General features: G+C 55.9%; 15 protein-coding genes. 11 read left to right on the forward strand and 4 right to left on the reverse strand.

Annotated elements, in window-relative coordinates; genetic code table 11:
- Positions 1 to 278 precede the first annotated feature (278 nt).
- The 5 genes from AACT07_RS08665 (at position 279) to AACT07_RS08685 (ending at position 7,170) form a co-directional block, all read left to right on the forward strand.
- Positions 279 to 830, forward strand: a complete 552-nt coding sequence (locus AACT07_RS08665) for a cytochrome b (RefSeq protein WP_069527255.1) — start codon at positions 279 to 281, stop codon at positions 828 to 830.
- Between the two features lie 466 nt (positions 831 to 1,296).
- Entirely contained in the window at positions 1,297 to 2,760 is a 1,464-nt protein-coding gene (guaB, locus tag AACT07_RS08670; RefSeq protein ID WP_005345006.1) for an IMP dehydrogenase, read from the forward strand.
- An 84-nt stretch (positions 2,761 to 2,844) separates the two neighbouring features.
- On the forward strand, positions 2,845 to 4,434 hold the full coding sequence (gene guaA / locus AACT07_RS08675; RefSeq protein WP_042032353.1) for a glutamine-hydrolyzing GMP synthase: 1,590 nt from the start codon (positions 2,845 to 2,847) through the stop codon (positions 4,432 to 4,434).
- Positions 4,435 to 4,813: 379 nt separating this feature from the next.
- The gene (locus tag AACT07_RS08680; RefSeq protein WP_005337011.1) at positions 4,814 to 5,086 is read left to right on the forward strand and encodes a hypothetical protein; all 273 of its coding nucleotides are present in this window, start codon (positions 4,814 to 4,816) and stop codon (positions 5,084 to 5,086) included.
- A gap of 212 nt (positions 5,087 to 5,298) precedes the next feature.
- Positions 5,299 to 7,170, forward strand: a complete 1,872-nt coding sequence (locus AACT07_RS08685) for a hypothetical protein (RefSeq protein ID WP_069527260.1) — start codon at positions 5,299 to 5,301, stop codon at positions 7,168 to 7,170.
- A gap of 462 nt (positions 7,171 to 7,632) precedes the next feature.
- On the opposite strand, the gene AACT07_RS08690 is transcribed toward AACT07_RS08685, so the two are convergent.
- Together AACT07_RS08690 and AACT07_RS08695 are read right to left on the reverse strand one after the other, a co-directional pair.
- Complete coding sequence (locus tag AACT07_RS08690; RefSeq protein ID WP_069527261.1) at positions 7,633 to 8,460, reverse strand: bifunctional transcriptional activator/DNA repair enzyme AdaA; 828 nt, start codon at positions 8,458 to 8,460, stop codon at positions 7,633 to 7,635.
- Between the two features lie 51 nt (positions 8,461 to 8,511).
- Entirely contained in the window at positions 8,512 to 9,276 is a 765-nt protein-coding gene (locus AACT07_RS08695) for an SDR family oxidoreductase (RefSeq protein WP_069527262.1), read from the reverse strand.
- Between the two features lie 318 nt (positions 9,277 to 9,594).
- Between AACT07_RS08695 and AACT07_RS08700 the strand changes: the two genes are divergently transcribed.
- The gene (locus AACT07_RS08700) at positions 9,595 to 10,965 is read left to right on the forward strand and encodes a leucine-rich repeat-containing protein kinase family protein (RefSeq protein ID WP_069527263.1); all 1,371 of its coding nucleotides are present in this window, start codon (positions 9,595 to 9,597) and stop codon (positions 10,963 to 10,965) included.
- Between the two features lie 283 nt (positions 10,966 to 11,248).
- A complete protein-coding gene (locus AACT07_RS08705; protein WP_005337003.1) occupies positions 11,249 to 11,896 on the forward strand; it encodes a thiopurine S-methyltransferase in 648 nt (215 codons plus the stop codon).
- 320 nt (positions 11,897 to 12,216) lie between these two features.
- Here AACT07_RS08705 and AACT07_RS08710 read toward each other — a convergent pair whose 3' ends face one another.
- Positions 12,217 to 15,003 (reverse strand): insulinase family protein, encoded by a 2,787-nt coding sequence (locus AACT07_RS08710; protein WP_069527264.1) that lies wholly within the window; start codon positions 15,001 to 15,003, stop codon positions 12,217 to 12,219.
- A 162-nt stretch (positions 15,004 to 15,165) separates the two neighbouring features.
- Here AACT07_RS08710 and sixA point away from each other — a divergent pair, with 162 nt between their 5' ends.
- The 3 genes from sixA (at position 15,166) to AACT07_RS08725 (ending at position 17,055) form a co-directional block, all read left to right on the forward strand.
- On the forward strand, positions 15,166 to 15,633 hold the full coding sequence (gene sixA / locus AACT07_RS08715) for a phosphohistidine phosphatase SixA (RefSeq protein WP_005351311.1): 468 nt from the start codon (positions 15,166 to 15,168) through the stop codon (positions 15,631 to 15,633).
- 133 nt (positions 15,634 to 15,766) lie between these two features.
- Complete coding sequence (locus AACT07_RS08720; RefSeq protein WP_005336998.1) at positions 15,767 to 15,973, forward strand: DUF1107 domain-containing protein; 207 nt, start codon at positions 15,767 to 15,769, stop codon at positions 15,971 to 15,973.
- Between the two features lie 164 nt (positions 15,974 to 16,137).
- Positions 16,138 to 17,055 (forward strand): DMT family transporter, encoded by a 918-nt coding sequence (locus AACT07_RS08725; protein ID WP_069527265.1) that lies wholly within the window; start codon positions 16,138 to 16,140, stop codon positions 17,053 to 17,055.
- 105 nt (positions 17,056 to 17,160) lie between these two features.
- Here AACT07_RS08725 and AACT07_RS08730 read toward each other — a convergent pair whose 3' ends face one another.
- Positions 17,161 to 18,777 (reverse strand): peptide ABC transporter substrate-binding protein, encoded by a 1,617-nt coding sequence (locus tag AACT07_RS08730; protein ID WP_069527266.1) that lies wholly within the window; start codon positions 18,775 to 18,777, stop codon positions 17,161 to 17,163.
- Between the two features lie 382 nt (positions 18,778 to 19,159).
- Here AACT07_RS08730 and fbp point away from each other — a divergent pair, with 382 nt between their 5' ends.
- On the forward strand, positions 19,160 to 20,194 hold the full coding sequence (fbp, locus tag AACT07_RS08735) for a class 1 fructose-bisphosphatase (RefSeq protein ID WP_005336993.1): 1,035 nt from the start codon (positions 19,160 to 19,162) through the stop codon (positions 20,192 to 20,194).
- Positions 20,195 to 20,293 lie beyond the last annotated feature (99 nt).

The following is a 20,293-nucleotide window of genomic DNA, read 5'->3' on the forward strand; positions in this document are numbered from 1 at the left end:
TGGTCTGCTCCGGCGTGGCCGGGATAAAACGATGGCCGCTATCTTAGCCCGAAACAGGGGGAGGGTGCTAAGCAGGAGGCGTCAGCAGCAGAAAAGCAAGATTGGAAACGCTGCCGTTTATTCGGGCAGGCAGTATGGCTCCCGACAAAGCCCTCGCGCTTGCCCGCATCTGGCCAAGTCGCGGCTTGCCTGGATGCCGTTGATCTCTCAGGTGCTGCAGATGTTCACGGCGCCACCATCTTGACCAACGTTTACTCGCCCCCTGTTTGGAGTAGCTTATGAATCCCTCAACCCACTTAAGTTTGACGACCCGTTTGCTGCACTGGTCGGTTGCCTTGCTGATGATTGGCCTGACCCTTGTCGGTTATCTGATGGTGAAATTTGAAATATGGGATCTCTATGCCCTGCATAAATCTCTGGGGGTGATTGCATTAATCTTGATCCTGCCCCGCGCCATTCACCGCCTTGTTAAAGGGTGGCCTGAGCCTGTGCGTCAATATCCTGTTTACGAGGCATTGGCAGCCAGGGCGATCCACTGGGGTTTGCTGATTTCAACGCTGCTTATTCCGGTGTCCGGTCTCTGTTATTCCGCAGCGGCTGGCCGAGGTGTCGCGATATTTGGCTGGTCTATTATCCCGATGAATCCAGATATTCATGATCCTGCCAACGTGATTCCATTCAGTGAATCCGTTCGGGATATTGCTCACACAGTCCATATTTATTTGCCATATATCATGCTGGCATTTTTGCTGGTGCACATTGTCGGGGCGTTGAAACATCATCTGCTGGATAAAGATAATACCTTGTTGCGGATGGTGGGGCGAAAATAATAAAGAGAGGCACCCCTTTTTGTGCCGGGAAATATATATTGGCAGCGGATGAAATTTATTATCCAGACCGAGCAAAGGACATTGAGAAGAGAATGATACCGGTGTGAGTGGTCGCAGCGAGGGCAAGAGACAATACAAGGACACAAGACACAAGACACAAGGACACAAGACAAGGGGAGGGTGGTCAGAGGCCGCTTGCCCCCTGAGCCCCTGTCGATCATCCCGTTGCATGGGGGTTGCTCTGCGTCGGCACCTACCGGTTTTGCATAAATCACCGGTTAGCCAACTCTTTTGCCCCGAAATGGCGCTTTTCGTACTGATAATCTTGGTTTTTTGGCGTTTTGGCCGCCTAAAAGAGGGCTATGCCATAAAAAATTCAAAAAACTTCTTTACCAGTGACCAATGCGTGAGTAAACTTCGTCGGCAATATTTTACACCCCCACTTCCTCAACGGTGAGATATTGCCATGCTCAGGATTGCCAAAGAAGCGTTAACCTTCGACGATGTACTGTTGGTTCCCGCCCACTCCGAAGTTCTTCCCAATACTGCCGATCTGCGTACCAAGCTGACCTCCGCCATCAGTTTGAACATCCCGATGATCTCCGCTGCCATGGACACAGTGACCGAAGCCCGTCTGGCTATCGCACTGGCCCAGGAAGGCGGTATCGGCTTTATCCACAAGAACATGTCCATCGAGCAGCAGGCTGCCGAAGTGCGCAAGGTCAAGAAGTACGAGAGCGGCGTGGTGACTGACCCCGTCACCGTGCGCCCTGACATGACCATCGCCCAAATCAAGGAGCTGAGCCACAAGAATGGCTTCGCCGGTTACCCCGTGGTGACTGACGGCAATCAGCTGGTCGGTATCATCACCGGCCGTGACGTGCGCTTCGTGATTGACCTCTCCCAGACCGTTGAACAGATCATGACCCAGAAAGATCGTCTGGTCACCGTGCGTGAAGGTGCCCCTCGTGAAGAGGTGGTTGCCCTGATGCAAAAGCACCGTATCGAAAAAGTGCTGGTGGTGAATGGCGACTTCAAACTCAAGGGCATGATCACCGTTAAAGATTTCCAGAAAGCCGAGCGCAAGCCCCACGCCTGTAAAGATGACAAGGGTCGCCTGCGGGTCGGTGCTGCGGTTGGTGCCGGTGCCGGCAACGAAGAGCGCGTCGCTGCGCTGGTTGAAGCCGGTGTTGACGTGCTGCTGATCGACTCCTCCCACGGCCACTCCCAGGGCGTGCTGGATCGTATCAAGGCCACTCGCGATGCCTATCCGGATCTGCAGATCATCGGTGGCAACGTGGCGACCGCCGCGGGCGCCAAGGCGCTGGCTGCTGCCGGTGTCAATGCGGTCAAGGTCGGTATCGGCCCGGGCTCCATCTGTACTACCCGTATCGTAACTGGCGTGGGTGTGCCCCAGATCACTGCCATCTCCGACGCCGTTGACGCGCTGGAAGGCACCGGTATTCCGGTGATTGCCGATGGCGGTATCCGCTTCTCCGGCGACATCGCCAAGGCCATTGCCGCGGGCGCCAGCTGCGTCATGGTGGGCTCCATGTTCGCCGGTACTGAAGAAGCGCCGGGCGAGATCGAGCTCTATCAGGGTCGCTCCTTCAAATCCTACCGTGGTATGGGTTCTCTGGGCGCCATGTCCAAAGGCTCCAGCGACCGCTACTTCCAGACCGACAACGCCGCCGACAAGCTGGTACCGGAAGGTATCGAAGGTCGCGTGCCGTACAAGGGTCGCCTCAAAGAGATCATCCACCAGCAGATGGGCGGCCTGCGCTCCTCCATGGGCCTGACCGGCAGCGCCACCATCGACGACATGCGCACCAAAGCTGAATTCGTGCGCATCTCCGGCGCCGGGATGAAAGAGTCCCACGTCCACGATGTGACCATTACCAAAGAAGCCCCCAACTATCGGATGGGCTGATAAAACGGGGCCCTGCGCCCCGTTTTTCCACCCTTTTTTTATCCCGTGCCCTTTGTGACAACATCAGCCTGATGCAGGAATAAAATGACTAAAGACATTCACCAGCACCGTATCCTTATCCTCGACTTCGGTTCCCAGTACACCCAGCTGATCGCCCGCCGCGTGCGCGAAATCGGCGTTTACTGCGAACTGTGGGCCTGGGATGTAACCGAAGAGCAGATCCGCGAATTCAATCCGAGCGGCATCATCCTCTCCGGCGGCCCCGAGTCCGTCACCGAAGCCGGCAGCCCGCGCGCCCCCGAGTATGTATTCAACGCCGGTGTCCCTGTGTTCGGTATCTGCTATGGCATGCAGACCATGGCCGAGCAGCTGGGTGGCAAGGTGCAATCCTCTACCGAGCGTGAATTCGGTTACGCCAAGGTGGAAGTGCTGGGCGAGGCTGGCAAGAGCAGCGCGCTCTTGCGCAATATCGAAGATGCCATCGCCGACAACGGCAATGCCCTGCTGGATGTCTGGATGAGCCACGGTGACAAGGTCACCACCATTCCGGCCGACTTCACCACCATCGCCCGGACCCCGACCTGCCCACACGCGGCCATGGCCAACGAAGCCAAGCGTTTCTACGGCGTGCAGTTCCACCCGGAAGTGACCCACACCCGTCAGGGTGCCCGCATGCTGGAGCACTTTGTCAAAGACATCTGCGGCTGCGAGTGTCTCTGGACACCGGCCACCATTATCGACGACGCCGTTGCCCGCATCCGCGAGCAGGTGGGTGACGATGAAGTGATCCTCGGCCTCTCCGGTGGTGTCGACTCCTCCGTGGTCGCCATGCTGGTGCACCGCGCCATCGGCGATCGCCTCACCTGCGTCTTCGTCGACAACGGCCTGCTGCGCCTGAATGAAGGCACCCAGGTGATGGAGATGTTTGGTGACCACTTTGGTCTGAACATCGTCAAGGTCGATGCCGAAGAGCGCTTCCTCTCTGCCCTGGCCGGTGTTGACGAGCCGGAAGCCAAGCGCAAGATCATCGGCCGCGTCTTCGTCGAAGTGTTTGACGATGAAGCGAAAAAGCTGAAAAACGCCAAGTGGCTGGCGCAAGGCACCATCTATCCGGACGTTATCGAATCCGCTGCCAGCAAGACCGGCAAGGCCCACGTCATCAAGTCTCACCACAACGTCGGCGGCCTGCCGGAAGAGATGAAGATGGGTCTGGTCGAGCCGCTGCGCGAGCTGTTCAAAGACGAAGTGCGCCGCGTCGGCCTCGAGCTGGGTCTGCCCTACGACATGCTCTACCGTCACCCGTTCCCGGGCCCGGGTCTGGGCGTGCGCGTCCTTGGCGAAGTGAAGAAAGAGTACTGCGATATTCTGCGCCGCGCCGATGCAGTCTTTATCGAAGAGCTGCGCAAAGCTGACCTCTACAACCAGGTCAGCCAGGCGTTCGCCGTGTTCCTGCCGGTGCGCTCCGTTGGCGTGATGGGCGACGGTCGCAAATATGACTGGGTCATTGCCCTGCGCGCCGTCGAAACCATCGACTTTATGACTGCCCACTGGGCTCACTTGCCGTACGACTTCCTCGGTCACGTGTCGAACCGCATCATCAACGAGATCAACGGTATCTCCCGCGTGGTGTACGACGTCTCCGGCAAGCCGCCCGCAACTATCGAATGGGAATAAGCGGCTCGCGCCGTTCTGCCCATCGAGCATAAAAATGCAAAAAGACGCCCTTGAGGCGTCTTTTCTTTTCTCAATCGTTTGCGCCACACATCTTCTTTTTTCGAGCAGCTTTTTCGCCACCTTGCCCCTGTCATATGTGACAGGGGCATTTTTGCCATCCCGCACTAGGCTCTCTCATGCCAATTGAGCCTGCTGTCAACAGCGGTTTGTGGCAAGGGGGAGGGCTGATCCAGTTGCAGATAGCTGCGCAAATTTGCCCATCGTCATCGCGCCAATCGGCAGTGATGACACCCCGGTGGAGACCGGAAACCACTTGAATCAACGGGGCGCAGCCCGAACGGCCAAACGAGTCGGGATCATAGAGCACGGAGAGTTTGATATGTCAGAACAAGCAGTGTTGGTGGGTGGATGGACCGCATATCACAAGCTGACCGCCGAGGATCAGGCGGTATTTGATCAGGCGCTGAAAGGATTTGTCGGGGTGCAGTACGTACCCTTTGAAGTCTCCACTCAAGTGGTGGCTGGCACCAACTACCGCTTCAAGTGCAAGAGCACTGTGCCGCTTGCCAAACCGATCCATGGCGAAGCCGTGGTGCAGATCTTCAAATCACTGGACGGGGATGCCCATATCACCTCCATTACCCCGATCTGATCGGGTTGCGGGGCAAGGCGGGGAGGGGGAATAACTTCCAACTTGCTTGCTCCAAATCCTGAAAATAAGAAAGACGCCTTAGGGCGTCTTTCTTATTTTTGATTTATGTCAAATAAAGCTCCTCGCTATAGATTTAGTTAATAAGTAAATAGCTTTATACTAGCGCGATAGAATGATTTCGGATTATCAAGAAAAATAATTAAGGGGATGGGATGGAAAATTACCTATATAATTATGAAACTGAGATAGATGCAATAATTCACGATTATGAGCGGTTTGTTTTACAGACGCATAAATTCCCACATCTAGGGCTTTTTCGACAAGGAAATGCAATCTTCATTGTTATTGAAAATGTCAGTGATAGTGATGTTGAGATGCTATCTAAAGATTATAATGATAATTATAGGGCTATATGTAATCCTGCACCTCTTATTGTTCCTTTTATAAGGGACGGTTTTGAAAAAGTTGAATTGCGTGAATCATGGAGGAAAATAAACCAACATGGCTATCCGTATACTTATGCCGAGATAGAAAATGAACTATATATGATGTTGCCAAAGCGATTTCAGCCATTTAGGTTTGATTACAAAATGGCTACAGGGAAGTTTAATTTGGAACTTGAGGTGCTCCCCTCTGCTGATGATGTTTTAGAAATAGAAATTATTTTAGCTGATTTAGGGTTGGATAATTATGAGCTGGTAATTAATGTAAATCATAATTTAAAGAAAGATATAGTTTCTCATGCGATTCGTGAGAAGGAACTTATGGGGAATATAGATTTTCTTCCACATAATCTAATTGTTAAGGCATCAGGTTTGATTGATAGAGAAATGCCTAAGATTATACTCGATAAATATGAGGAGGATGAGGAGTTCTGGGTCGATCAACGTTTGAGTATATTAAGGGAGACAAGTTTCAATCGAAGTGATATTTCACAGTTAGAAGATCTTAATAACGGCAGTTTATGTTTCATAGATGCTACACATCATGATAGAGGAAACTTGAGGACATATCTATCTCTTTATAGAACAGTGATCATATCTCTTCCACAAAAAACTTCTTCAACTAGAAAAAGCTTTTTTGAAATGTTCGAAATAAATAAGTTCGAATTGAGAGTGTTGATAGAGCATGGGCGCCTCAAATTTAGTGTTATAGATAATATAGAGCTATATCCTTTAGATTTGATTGCATATATTTTGGATGTAGACCCAAAGGCTATCATGTTTCCAAGAAGCATAACTGCATCGTGTTTACTGAGTATGAGAGATAGAACAGGGTTGCTAGGTTTTTCTTATACAACAGATGAGCAATTCCGATTTTTAAATTCACTTCATCTATCTAATTCAAAAAGTGCATCCGAAATAGCTGGAGCGCTAGCTAATTCTTGGAATGGAATGGAGCGTATGGTTAATCAAAATGGGTTGCTATTGATTGGCCATTTGGGTATTGGTGGGTTAATAAGTAAAATGTATTTCGGGGAAAAAGGTTGCGATATTCCATTTTTCAGCTCTAGTTACGAAATATCTCAAGGATTAGGCGCTCATTACTTTCCGTATGAGAGTGAGAATGAATCTAGATATGCTAAAGCAGCAGAACTAGTTGGTTCAATCTATCATGGGGTAAATATGCATGCACCTCAGATAAAAGAAAATAAGCTTAAAGAGTTGCTTAGTAGTATTTATGCAATAAATAACGATATGAGCATTCTTGAGCTTGATAGAGTTTTTTCACACAAAGAGATTCCATTTGCAACTGATATATTAAATGACCTTTCTAAGTTAAGTGAAGAAGAAGTAAACTATAAAATACTTCAATTAAAAGATAGTATTAATAAATTGGAGAAAAACCAACAACGTTTATCTGCATTGGATTTTAGCGGCCTAATTGGTGGGGTTGCAAGTATGTATAGTGGTGAACCTGTTGTTAGTTTGCTTGTTTGGGGGCTAACTGCAACTAATAGATATGTAAATTTGACTCAAAGTGATACTGAGCTTTTTGCTCGCCTAGTTGCTATAAACAATAGGGTAAGCAAAGATGTTGTATTGATAAAAAACGCACGCAACAAAATATCTAACATGATGTAATATATATTAATTGCGGGTTTTACAGTTCTAGTTATCACCTGACACCGGCCTCAAACCGGTGTTTTGTGTTCGCGGCCAATTCGCATTTCCTTCGTTCTCATTGCTGGCCTCCTTGAAAATATTGTGGGGTGTCATCTCCACACTAATCCGTCCTTTAGTGCCGTAGGATGCAATGAAATTGCACCGCCAATATGGCTTCTGGTATGAGCACAAAAGCTGCACAGCAAACGGTGCAATGCGCTGCGCTTATTGCACCCTACGTGTTTTGTTAATCCGCTGGGGTGGTGTGGCTAAGCGCTATTCCTCGCCAAAGCAATAAAAGGGGCGATTTGCGCCCCGAATCTTTTTATGTCCCCGTTTTATATCGCTGCCCGCTTGTCTGGCGCTGCCTGATTGTCTGCTGACTCACTACCAACACTCCTGTTTCGCCCTTCCCTCAGGTCAGGCAGAAAAAGTCCACCTTCACTCATACCTCGCCGCTTCCCAGGCGTGTATTGCCTGTTTGCGGGTCTCGCCCCAGTGATAGCCGCCGAGTTTGCCGTTTTGCTGGATGACCCGGTGGCAGGGGATCATCAAGGCGACGGGGTTGGCCCCCACCGCCAGCCCCACTGCGCGGGCGGCCTTGGGATTGCCGACGGCGCTCGCCACCTGGGCGTAGCTCACCACCTTGGCGGGCGGGATCTGCAGCAGCGCCCGCCAGATGCTGATCTGAAAGTTGGTGCCGCTCACGTGCAAGGAGATGGGGCGATCCGGCGCCTTGCTGCCATCGAACATGGTGTTGATGACCCCTTGGGTGCGTGATGGTGCCTCCCGCAGCTCCGCTTCGGGCCAGCTGTGGGCGAGGTCGGCCAGCGGCGCCTGTGGGGCCTGGTCATCGAGAAACGAGAAGTTGCACACCCCCCGCGGGGTCAGGGCGACGAATGCCTGACCGAAGGGAGTGTCGTGCACCCCGTGATCGATAACCAGCCCGGCCCCGCGCTGCTTGTACTCGCCCGGCGTCACCGCTTCGAGCTGCACGAAGTGATCGTAGAGCCGCGAGCCGCTGCTAAGGCCCAGGGTATCGGCCACCTCGAGCAGCGGGCGCGACTCCTGCAACAGCGCCTTGGCCCGCTCCAGGGTCAGCACCTGCAGATAGCGTTTGGGCGTCACTCCGGCCCAGCGGCTGAACAGCCGCTGGAAGTGAAAGGGACTTAAGTGCACGTGCGCCGCTATCTCGTCCAGAGTGGGCTGGCGCTCCACCTGACTTGCGATAAAACGGATGGCATCGGCGATGCGGGCGTAATCAGACATAAGGCGCTCTCACGATAAGGTTTCGGTCGCAGGATCTTGGGGGCGACAACATCATGTGCGACAAATTGATACCCCACCATCGGCCAGCAGGGCAATGCCGGTGGTAAAGCTGGATGCATCGGACGCGAGATAGAGGGCCGAGCGGGCGATCTCCTCCGGTTGGGCCAGCCGCTTGAGCGCATGCATATTCTGCACAAAGGCGAGGCTCTCCGGCGTATCGGTAAAGGCCCGTCCCATGGGCGTGTCGGTGCCCCCCGGCAGCAGGGCGTTGACCCGCACCCCTTGTGCCCCATATTCGGCAGCCAGCACCCGTGTCAGGCCAATGAGGCCTGCCTTGCTCGCGGCATAGGCCGCCATGCCGGGCAGCCCCAGAGTATGGCCGACGAAAGTGGAGGTAAAGATCAGCGAGCCGCCCCCGCGTGCCTGCATGGCAGGGATCTGGTACTTGGCTCCCACAAAGGCGCTGGTGAGGTTGGTATCCAGAATTTCCTGCCACTGCGCCAGTTCAAGCTCCTTTACGCTGCCCGGCGTGCCTGTGGTACCTGCGTTGTTGAAGGCGATATCGAGCCCGCCGAAACGGGTTAGCGCGAGATCAACAAGGTCGCGGGCGTAACTCTCGCTTTTCACATCTCCCGCCAGACTCACCGCCTGGCCCCCCTCGTGGCGGATCTCCTCCACCAGCAGGTCTAGCTCGGGCTGGCGGCGGGCGCCGACGACGACGCTGGCCCCTTCGCGGGCAAACAGGATGGCGCTGGCGCGACCGATGCCGGAGCTGGCGCCGGTGATGATGGCGACCTTGTTGGACAGTAATGACATGGCAGTTCCCTCGCTGAGTGTGTTGTGCGCCAAATCAGTGGGGCACAGGGTTGGCTGTGGGTTGGAACTCCAATAGGTTCCAACCGACTTGGGTTTGGCCCCCACTATGGCAACCACTCCTCGCTGGAACGACCCGAATCTTGCTCTCTTTCTCTCCAACTCGTTTTGCTACATGTCGAAACAGTCCTTCGGCAACAAAAGGGGCGAACTGCGCCCCGAATTCTTTATAATGCCCCCCTTTAAAATCGCCGGACCCAGGCTCGGCGCGCTGATGGCTGGCTACGTCATCAGGCAGATCATCAGGATTGAGAAACGGTTATGCATACTCTGGAACAGCTGCGCGCAGGTGAACTGTGCGGTGCCCGCCATCTGAAGCTCTCTGAAAATCTGACGGAGTTCCCCCCCGAGATTTTGAGCCTGAAAGAGACACTGGAGGTGCTGGATCTCACCGGCAACCAGCTGAGCGCGCTCCCCGACGAGCTGGCCGGGTTTGGCAAACTGCGCATCATCTTCTGCTCCGAGAACCGCTTTACCGAGCTGCCCGAGGTGCTGGGGCGTTGCCCGGCGCTCACCATGGTGGGCTTTAAGGCCAACCAGATCGTCACAGTTTCGGCCAAAGCGCTGCCCGCCGGTTTGCGCTGGCTGATCCTGACTGATAACGCAATTGAGCAACTGCCTGATGAGCTGGGCCAGTGCGACGCTCTGCAAAAGCTGATGCTGGCGGGCAACCGCCTGCGCGAGCTGCCGGCCAGCCTTGCCAACTGCCGCAATCTGGAGCTGCTTCGCATCGCCGCCAACCGCATCGAACGCTTCCCCGAGTGGTTGCTCTCGCTGCCGCGCCTTTCATGGCTTGCCTACTCCGGCAACCCCTTTAGCGAAGGGGAGGAGGCGCGGGCCATCGATGATGCCCATGTAGAACCCCTTGCCTGGGAGACGCTGGCGCTGGGCGAGTTGCTGGGGCAGGGGGCATCCGGCGTTATCCATCGCGCCACCCTTGTGGGTAATACTGCTGATGAAGTGACTCAGGCCAGCGGCAGAGGCGATGGCAGTCAGGTGGCGGTCAAGCTGTTCAAGGGGGCGGTGACCAGCGATGGCTTGCCCCGCTGCGAGATGGCGGCATCGCTGGCGGCGGGCACTCATCCCAACCTTATCAAGGTGATGGGCAAGGTGGCGGATCACCCTTCCGGCATTCCGGCGCTGGTGATGGAGCTGATCGACCCGGCCTTTGCCAATCTGGCCGGGCCGCCGAGCCTGGACTCCTGCACCCGGGATATCTATCCCGAGGGGCTGTGCCTGAGTGTGCCGGATGCGCTGGCAATGGCCCATGGTATCGCCTCGGTGGCGGGCCATCTGCACCGCGCGGGCATCATGCACGGGGATCTCTACGGTCACAATATCCTGTTTGCCCGTGGGTCTGACGCACCGGCTCGCGCCCTGCTGGGGGATTTTGGCGCCGCTTCCTTATATGACCGCTGCGACCGCGAGCGGGCGCTGGGCCTTGAGCGTTTGGAAGTGCGCGCCTTTGGTTGCCTGCTGGAGGAGCTGTTGGCCCATTGCGATACGCAAGACTCACCACTCGATGGCTTGCATCAACTCAAAGCGGCCTGCCTCTCGGAACTCCCCGCCGATCGTCCCGATTTTGCTTATATCGAGCGTCAGCTGGCGGCCGCTCGCGCCACGCTGTCGTGATCTTTCTGGCGTTGGCAGGCGCTGTTTGGTCTGCCAACGCCATTCTTTTTATTCATTCATCGCCATACACCCATGACGTTTTTGCATGGGTTGGTATACCTCTGCCCGTCATAAACGCAGCCAATAGCGCCCATTGCGACAGCGAGGCGCACGGCAAGGGGATGTCCCATCATTCGCCCGATAACACGCAGAGGCTGCACGGCAAAAAGGGGAGGGCAGAGGGTTGCGCGGTGCCGGTTAAGTTGTGATATTGAGGCATCTTTAGTACAGAAGGGTAATAACGATGGAAGCTGCGTTTTGGCATCAGCGTTGGGAAGAGAACCGGATTGGCTTTCATCAGGCGGACTTCAACCACTGGCTGCAATCCTGGTGGTCAGCCCAGCAAGCGGACGAGCCGGTGCTGGTTCCCCTGTGTGGCAAATCCCGCGACATGCTCTGGCTGAGCGCTCAGGGTCATCCGGTCGACGGTTTCGAGCTATCGAGCTTGGCTGTCAGCCAGTTCTTCAGTGAAAACCAGCTCGCCGCGACCGTGAGCGAAGTGGGCCCTTATCAGTGCCATCAAGTGGACAGCCTGCGCATTTTTCAGGGGGATTTTTTCGCCGCCCCCAGTCTGGGTCGCCGTTACCGGCTGGTCTATGACCGTGCGGCGCTGATCGCCCTGCCGACCGCGATGCGCCGCCAGTATGCGGCCCTGATCAGTTCGCTGGTCGAGACCGGTGGCCAGATCTTGCTGGTGACCCTTGAATATCAGCCTGAGCAGCAGAGTCAGCCCCCCTTCTCGGTGGGGGAGATGGAGGTTCGGGCGCTGTTTGAACGGGACTTTCGCATCGAGGTATTGGGGCGCGCCGCCGAGGTGGATCACCCGCGGGTGCTGTCGGGTCAGCTCTCCTACTTCGATGAGGTGGCCTACCGGCTGGTTCGCCGTGGCTAACGGGCGGCCAAAGGGTGATCTGCGCCGACAAATCATCGGGCTACGTGCTCTTCGCTACCTCCTTTGACGTAGATCAACGTGACTGGCGGGGGGAGTGCCTAATATGAGGCTGTTTCTCAATCACTGTTGGCATTGCAAAGCGAGTATCGGGTCTTTCCCGCTTGCTGATCAGCAACTCAGTGTCTGATTTTCACGCTCATGTTCACTTTTGGCGGCTTTGGTCGCAATTGTTATGGTTTTTCCAGCCGACCCTGATGGGTCGGCTTTTTATTGTCTGTGATTTGCCGTGGGCAGGAAAAGCGGGGGAGTGCGAGGCCTGATCAGGCCTCGAAGGTGGCGGCATTGAGCCGAAATGCCCGTGGATCGTCGATAAACTGGCCGGTGATCCGCTCGTCATGTTCGTGCCCCAGGCCATAGCTGCAGAGGATCAGCCGATCGGAGGTGCGCGAGCGCAGTTGGGTGATAAAGCGCACCAGATCGGCGCGGCTCAACTTGCCCACCTCGTCGCAGACCCGTTCCCGCTGATCGAACCCCAGATCCTTGTTACCGATGCTGACCCACAACCGCTGGCCGCGACTGCGCAGATTGGCATCCCGCTCACTGAGCTGCGCTTGCAGCCCCGCCTTGCTCTCTTGCCACTGCTGCTCGGTAAATTCGAGCATGGCGAGTGGGAAGAGGTCGATAAACTCCTCCACCGCATCGAGCAGGATCTGCGGCCCCGCCACCGGCGACTGGATATAGAAGATCAGGCCCGGATGGCGATTGAGGGGCAGGTTGCCGGCACCCACCACATACCCCAGTTGCTGGCGGGTGCGCAGCTCGTGGAAGAAAGTAGAGGACATGATGTGGTTCGCCAGGGTGAAGCAGGCGAGATCCCGCGCCCGGGTGGTGCGGGACTGGTAGTAGACCAGGAGCGCCGAGTCTTCGTGATCGCAACCCTGCTCGCGAATAAGGGTACCCCTGTCCTGAATGGAGATGAGCGGGCGACGGGTCTCGCCGCTCGGCTTGCTGCTGGTGCCATTGATGTCGCTCAGGTGACGCTCCATCAGGGCGGCCAGCTCCAGTGCTTCGGCGGCAGTCCAGTCGCCATGCACCAGCGCTTCGACATGCACCTCGCCAAACAGCTGGGCCACGAAGCCGGGCATCTCTTCCAGCTCGACGGTGCGCAGGTGACGCAGCAACTGCTCGAACGGCGGGTTGTTCGGTTGCAACAGGCTGGTGAGCTGGTTAAAGAGCTGGGAGATGGGGCGCGCCTTGGACTGGTTGTCCCAGTTGCGAATGAGCTGCTCCTTGATCTCGGCGAAGCGACCCGGATCCGGATACCCCAGGGTGCGGTTGCCGAGGATCATGTCGAGCAACAGCGGTTGCTTGTCGGCAAAGCCGCTCAGGTTGATGGTAAAGCCCCCCTGATGGGCATAGATCTGGTAACCCAGCCCCGCCAGCTCCGCCGGATAGGTGAGGGCGTTGAGGTGGTCGGCCAACAGCTCCACGGCGAGGCGCGCCATGGCGATATTGCGCGGATTTTTGACCGCATGTTCGCTGTCGATGGAGATATAGAGATTGCCCTTGGGCACGCTGAACAGGTGCTCATGGAGGTGCCAGAGGCGAAAACCGGGGCGATCGATAAGGCAGGCGGGCATGTCGGCGGCAAGCTCGGGCGTGCGCGGATCGAGCCTACTGCTGATAAAGGGGTTGGGCTTGGGCAGCGCCAGCGCCGGATCTGGCTCGCTCTGCTGCCAGCGAATTTTCTCGGCCTCGGTAATGGTCGTCACGCTGTAGGGGGTCTGATACCAGCGGGCCAGCCGATCGGTCGCCACTTCCGGCGCAGTGATGGTGATACGCAGGTTGTGCGGGGTGAGCTTGGCGAGGAAACGGCGGATCAGCCCCTCGTCATATTCGCGCATCATGTAGTCGCCGTAGAGCAGATCCTCAGGTTTGTAGCTAAAGAGGTTGAGCACCAGCCCCGACACCGTATCGAGGGGGCGGCCGCGCTCCTGAAAGCGGAACGCCGATTCGAGTACGGTGCGTTTTTCGTCATATCGCCAGCTCTGTAGCCCTTCGCGGCCAATCAGTTTCAGATAACCAAACAGAGCGGCAAGGATGTCGTCCACATGCTCAAGGCCCAAGGGGGTCAGGCCAAAGTTGACGCCAAAATCCTTGAAGTTGGCGCCGCTGATGCCACCACCTGCCGAGAGCTGGTTGACCCAGCCTTTCGCCTTGAGCAGGGAGAGCAGGCTGCCATCCCCCTCGTAGCCAATCAGATGGCTCAGGAAGGTGAGGGGCTTTTTGTCGTAAAACTCGTCCACATTGGGCAATGGGAAGCTGAGCGACAGCTTGCGGGTCTCCTTGACCGGATTGATATGGATGCGCACGCCGAGATCGTCGAGCCGGTAGAGCGGCATGGTGAGGGTCGGGTTTCCCAAATTGCGATTCAAAATGGGAGCAAAGTAGCGACAGCACAACTGCAACTGGGTATCGATGGATTCCGGCGAGATCATCACCAGCGCCATGCGATCCGCGCTGTAGTGGCTTTCGTAAAAACGGATAAGGTCGGAGCGCAGATCCCGCCCCGGCAGATCGGCCAGGGTATCGAGGTTGCCCACAGAGAACTTGGAGAAGGGGTGCGCCGGGTTGACCGTCTCTTTATGCACCTGATAGCTGCGGCGCATATCGTCCTGCAGCTTGAGGCGATACTCGGAGTCGACCGCGTTGCGCTCCTTGTCCACCCACTCCGGATCAAAGGTGGGGCAGATAAAAAACTGGGAGAAGCGATCCAGCCCAGCTTCGAAGAAGCCGTTGTCGATCTCGAAGAAGAAGTTGGTGAATTCGGTACCGGTCCAGGCGTTGTTGCTGCCGCCATGACGGCTCATAAATTGCTGGTACTCACCAGGCTTGGGGTAGGTGCAGGTGCCGAGAAACAGCATGTGCTCCAGAAAATGGGCCATTCCCTGCCGATCAGCGGGATCGTCAAAATGGCCGGTATTGACCGCCAGCGAGGCGGCAGATTTGTCTGTGTCGGGATCACAAATCAACAAGACCCTGAGCCGGTTGGCCAGCTCCAGAAAATGGTATTGCCGATGGTCATTGGGACTGGCATATGGGCTCATTGGCGTGTGACTCACGTTGGATTTATTTGAATTTAAACATGATTATCGACCCCGCTATCCCGTCAGGCAAACCCTTTTCTGAGAGGTAGCGCAATTGTTTCCACACCCGTGGCGGGGTAAGATCCCCCGGCTATCAAAACAGGCCCGTTGGGCGAGGTTGTAATGAAGATCTATATCATGCGTCATGGCCAGGCTGGCATGAATGCGAAAACAGATGAACAGCGTCCATTGACCGAGCAGGGTATTGAAGAGTCTATCCAGATGGCCCGCTGGTTGGCGCCTCAGCTGATTGGCCCGCTGGATCGGGTGATCCACAGCAACTATCTGCGGGCACGCCAGACCTGGCAAGCCATATGCAGTGAATTACCTGACGCAGCAGCCGTTGAAGAGAGTGGCGACATTACCCCTTACGGTGATCCCGCTTTCGTGGCCAGCTACCTCACCACTCTGGCGCAGCAACATGACCAGATCCTGATGGTCAGCCATCTGCCGCTGGTGGGTTATCTGGTGCAAAGCCTCTGCCCGGCCGCAGGAGCACCCATGTTCGCCACCTCGGGGATCGCTTGTATCGAGTGGCACGATGGCAAAGGAGCCTTGCTCTGGCTCGAAGGGCCGCATACAATAGGCTAAAAGTTAATAAAAAGTTATAGATTGAATTTTTTGGGAAGAGATGGGCGAGTTTTCCGGATTTTTATAAATATTTTACGGAATTAATTCGCAAAAGCTGCTGTCATACGGATACAACTGCAAGAGGTTGCAAACGATGAGAGTGTTCAAGAAGTACCTGCCACTGATGGTGGCAAAGCATGTCAAAACCTTCTTTAAAGGTCGGATTTACATCCATGGTCGGGGACGGTTTGATTTCCAATCCGGTTTGTTGCTGATGCCGAATCCGGCGGATATTCCCCATCGCCAGACAGTCACCGAGGTCAACGAGCTGATCTCCAGATTGCACATGGATGCCGCGTGATGCGCTTCTGAACCTGTTTCTGCACTGATATGCCCGCACTTTTGCGGGCATATTTGTTTCTGGCGGCTGGCGTTCACCGCGTGGCTGTTCAGGCCCACACCTTTGTTTATCTCCCATCGCCCCCTATACTGGCCCGCTGTTGTCTCTTCGGTCTGGATCCTCTCATGCCCCTTGCCTTTCTGTTTCCCTTCTCCTGCATTGCCATCTGGGCTGGCAATGGCATCGTCAGTAAACTGGCGGTTGGTGTTTTGTCTCCCGCAGCCTTGGCCTGGTCGCGCTGGGTGGTGGCTGCGCTGGTATTAAGTCCGTTTCTGGCCCGTCGGGTATGGCGTGCGCGTGCCCGTCTGCGCGCTGGCCTTTGGCAGATCGCCATGCTGGCTTCGCTGGGCATGGTGCTCAACCAGACTTTTGGGTACTACGCGGCGCAAACGCTAGGGGCGACCGAGATGGGACTGATGATGGGACTGACGCCGCTGCTGACCGTGTTGTTCAGCATCTGGCTGCTGCGCGAGCGGCCCACCTGGGGCGCCGTGCTGGGGGCGCTGCTTTCCATCCTTGGCTTGTCTATCTTGCTGGGGCAGGGGGATCCGACCCGGCTGTTTACCCAAGGCATTCATATCGGCTCTGTCTATATGCTGATTTCGGCCGGTACTTATGCCCTTTACAGTGTGCTGCTCAAGAAGTGGGATCTGGGGCTCGACAACTGGTCGCTGCTCTACGGTCAGGTGATCTGCAGTGTGGTGATCCTGACCCCCTTCTTTTTTCTGGTGGATGGCCAGTGGCCGGATGGGCGGGCCCTGTGGCTGATCCTCTATGCCGGTATCCCCACTTCGGCGCTCTCACCCTGGCTCTGGATGCAGGGTATCGCCCTGCTCGGTGCCAACCGTACCGCCATCTTTATGAACCTTCTGCCAGTGATGACTGCTGGCCTTGCCATCACCCTGCTGGGTGAGCGGTTGACCAGCTATCACCTGATCGGGGGCGGTCTGACCCTGCTGGGTGTCTTGCTGGCACAGCTGCTGGTGCGTCCGGTGGTGATGGGTCGCCGCCGGGTAATGCTGGCTCCTTGTCCCGAAGAGTAATCTTGCGTGAAAGCGTAAGTGGGCCCAATGGCCCGTTTGGCCGCCAATGAAAAGCGCCTGCAGCAATGCAGGCGCTTTTTATATGATCAAGCAGTGCCAGACAGGTTACTGGGCGACCAGATAGAGGTCCCGGCTATAGACGATGTCTTGCGGGCTCTCATAGGGATAACCCTTGACGAATGGCTTGAGCAGTCGCGATTTGACGTAGAAGTAGAGCGGTGCGATAGGGGCGTCAGCCTCGATCAGTGCTTCTGCCTGCTGGTAGAGCTGATTGCGCTCGGCCGCATCCTGCGAGTCGTGGGCCTTGGCCAGCAGGGCATCGTACTCCTTGTTGAACCACTTGCCGCTGTTGGCGCTGCTGCTGGAGGTCAGGATATCGAGGAAGGTGGAGGCATCGTTATAGTCCCCGTTCCAGGAGTAGCGACTCACCCCGAAATCCCCCTCGTTCAGTGCCGAGACCATGGTTTTCCACTCCATGTTGTTGAGGGTGGCGGTGACACCCAGGTTGTGTTTCCACATGGAGGAGACAGCCAGTGCGATCTTTTTATGGCTCTCGTTGGTGTTGTAGAGGATATCCACGTTGAGCGGTTTGTCCGGGCCATATCCCGCTTCGGCCAACAGGGCTTTGGCCTGCTTGATCCGCTCCTCTTTGCTTTGCTGCTGACTGGCCGGTTTTTTCAGGTCAAAGCCATCGACACTCGGTGGGGTCAGGCTGAAGGCGGGCAGTTGCCCTTGTCCCAGGATCTTGTCGGTGATGGTCTCCCGGTCGAGGGCCAGCGAGAGCGCCTTGCGCACTTTCGGATCATCGAACGGTTTGCGGTTCACGTTGAACACATAGTAATAGGTGGCGAGCATGGGGGCGCTGACCAGATCTTGCGGGCTCTGACTCTTGATGTGCTTGTACTGCTCCAGCGGGTAGGTGGTGTAGTGCAGTTCACCGGTGCGATAGCGGTTGTAGGCGGCGGTTTCGGAGACGATCTCCAGATAGACCACCTTATTCAGGACGGTGTGCTGGTTGTCCCAGTAGTGGGTATTGCGCTCGGCACTCAGCCGTTCGTTGGGGGTCCACTCCTTGAGTACAAAGGCACCGTTGGAGACGATATTGCCCGGTTTGACCCAATCCTTGCCGAATTTTTCAATGGTGGCCTTGGGGGCCGGGAACGTGGTGTAGTGGGCCAGCATCTTCAGGAAGAAGGGGACCGGATTTTTCAGGGTCACCTGCAGGGTGTGGTCATCGAGCGCCTTAATCCCGAGCTCTGACGGGCTCTTCTTGCCCTGGATCACCTCGCCAGCATTGACCACACCGGTCAACTCGATAAACCAGGCGTAGTTGGAGGCGGTCTTGGGGTCGGCCGCCCGTTGCCAGCCGTAGACATAATCGGCGGCGGTGACCGGTTCACCGTTAGACCATTTGGCCTCGGGCCTCAGCTTGAAGGTGTAGACGGTACCGGTTTTGTCGACCTCGTAGCTGACAGCGCCAGCGGGCTGGGTTTTGCCCTTGCCATCCAGTACATAGAGCCCTTCAAACAGATCGTTGACGATCTCGCTACCGGCACTCTCTTCCACCAGCTGGGGGTCGATGGTGGTGGGCTCGGTGCCAATATTGGTCACGTAGATTTGTTGGGCATCCGGCAGCAGCTTGGTACCGGCAGGCACCTGGGCAGCCCAGGCGGGAAGGGCAAACAGTCCGGCTACCATGCCGGCAATGAGAGTCTTGTTCATTGATAATCCTTGAGTTTTATTTGCTTCCAAAGCGAAATCAGTGTGCTGGATTGGCGATCGGATCTCAAGAGGCAATGGCTAAGGGAGTAGCAGGCCCATCAGACTCCATTTTTAATGGCTCAAGGCCAGTCAACTCATGGCTTGTCGCAGGTTATTGCCACGAATTAAGGGTCCGAAAGTTATCGAATGAAACCGAATAAAACGCGTCTTTTACCATAACGTTAGGCGAGATAGCCTATTTAATAGGCCGCTTAATTCGCTGCAAAAACAAAAAACAGACGTTACATTAGGTTACAAATCAAGGCCGCCGGTGATCGGCATTTTTTTTGCTGACGCCTGCAAACGTTTTCAATGCCAACGGATGCGATCTAAAGGAACAAAAATGCGAAACATGATCACCATGGGTGAGTTCATCGTCAAAAAGCAGGCGGATTATCCTACCGCGACCGGCGAGCTGACCTCGTTGCTCAGCTCGATCCGCCTTGCTGCCAAGGTGGTGAACCGGGAGATCAACAAGGCGGGACTGGCGGATATCATCGGTTCCATGGGCGCTGAAAACGTACAGGGCGAGGTGCAGCAGAAGCTGGATGTCTACGCCAACGAACGCTTCAAGGCTGCGCTGGAAGCGCGCGGCGAGGTGTGCGGCATGGCCTCGGAAGAGGAAGAGGACTTCGTGGCCTTTGACTCACCGCTCTCCAAAAACTCCAAGTATGTGGTGCTGATCGACCCGCTCGATGGCTCTTCCAATATCGACGTCAACGTCTCGGTCGGGACCATCTTCTCCATCTACCGACGTTTGAGCCCGCAGGGTTCGCCGGTGACCCTGGAGGACTTCCTGCAGCCGGGCAACCGTCAGGTCGCCGCCGGTTATGTGGTCTACGGTTCTTCCACCATGCTGGTCTACACCACCGGCTTTGGTGTCAACGGCTTTACCTACGACCCCTCCATCGGCTGCTTCTGCCTCTCCCACGAGAACATCCGCATTCCGGAAGAGGGCAAGATCTACTCCATCAACGAGGGCAACTACATCAAGTTCCCGGACGGGGTGAAGAAGTACCTGAAATATTGTCAGGAGCGCGACGAGGCGACCCACAGACCTTACACCTCCCGTTATATCGGTTCCCTAGTTTCCGATTTCCATCGCAACCTGCTCAAGGGTGGCATCTACATCTATCCGTCCGGCACCAACTCGCCGAACGGCAAGCTGCGTCTGCTCTATGAGTGCAACCCGATGGCGTTTCTGGTGGAGCAGGCTGGTGGCAAGGCCTCCGATGGCTTTGGCCGCATCATGGATATCCAGCCCACCGCACTGCACCAGCGTACCCCTTACTTTGTTGGCTCGACCAAGATGGTGGAGCGCGCCGAGGCCTTTATGCGCGAGTTCTCCGCCCATGAGGATCCAGCCAACCAGGGCTGAACGTACGCAGTAGTCAGATAGCAAATAAAAAACGGGAGCCGATCTGGCTCCCGTTTTAGTTGGCGTTATCTCTCTGGCTCGCCGCCAGCGCTGCAAATG

The organism is Aeromonas sp. ANP5 (assembly GCF_963870295.1).
Taxonomy (GTDB): Bacteria; Pseudomonadota; Gammaproteobacteria; order Enterobacterales; family Aeromonadaceae; genus Aeromonas; species Aeromonas veronii.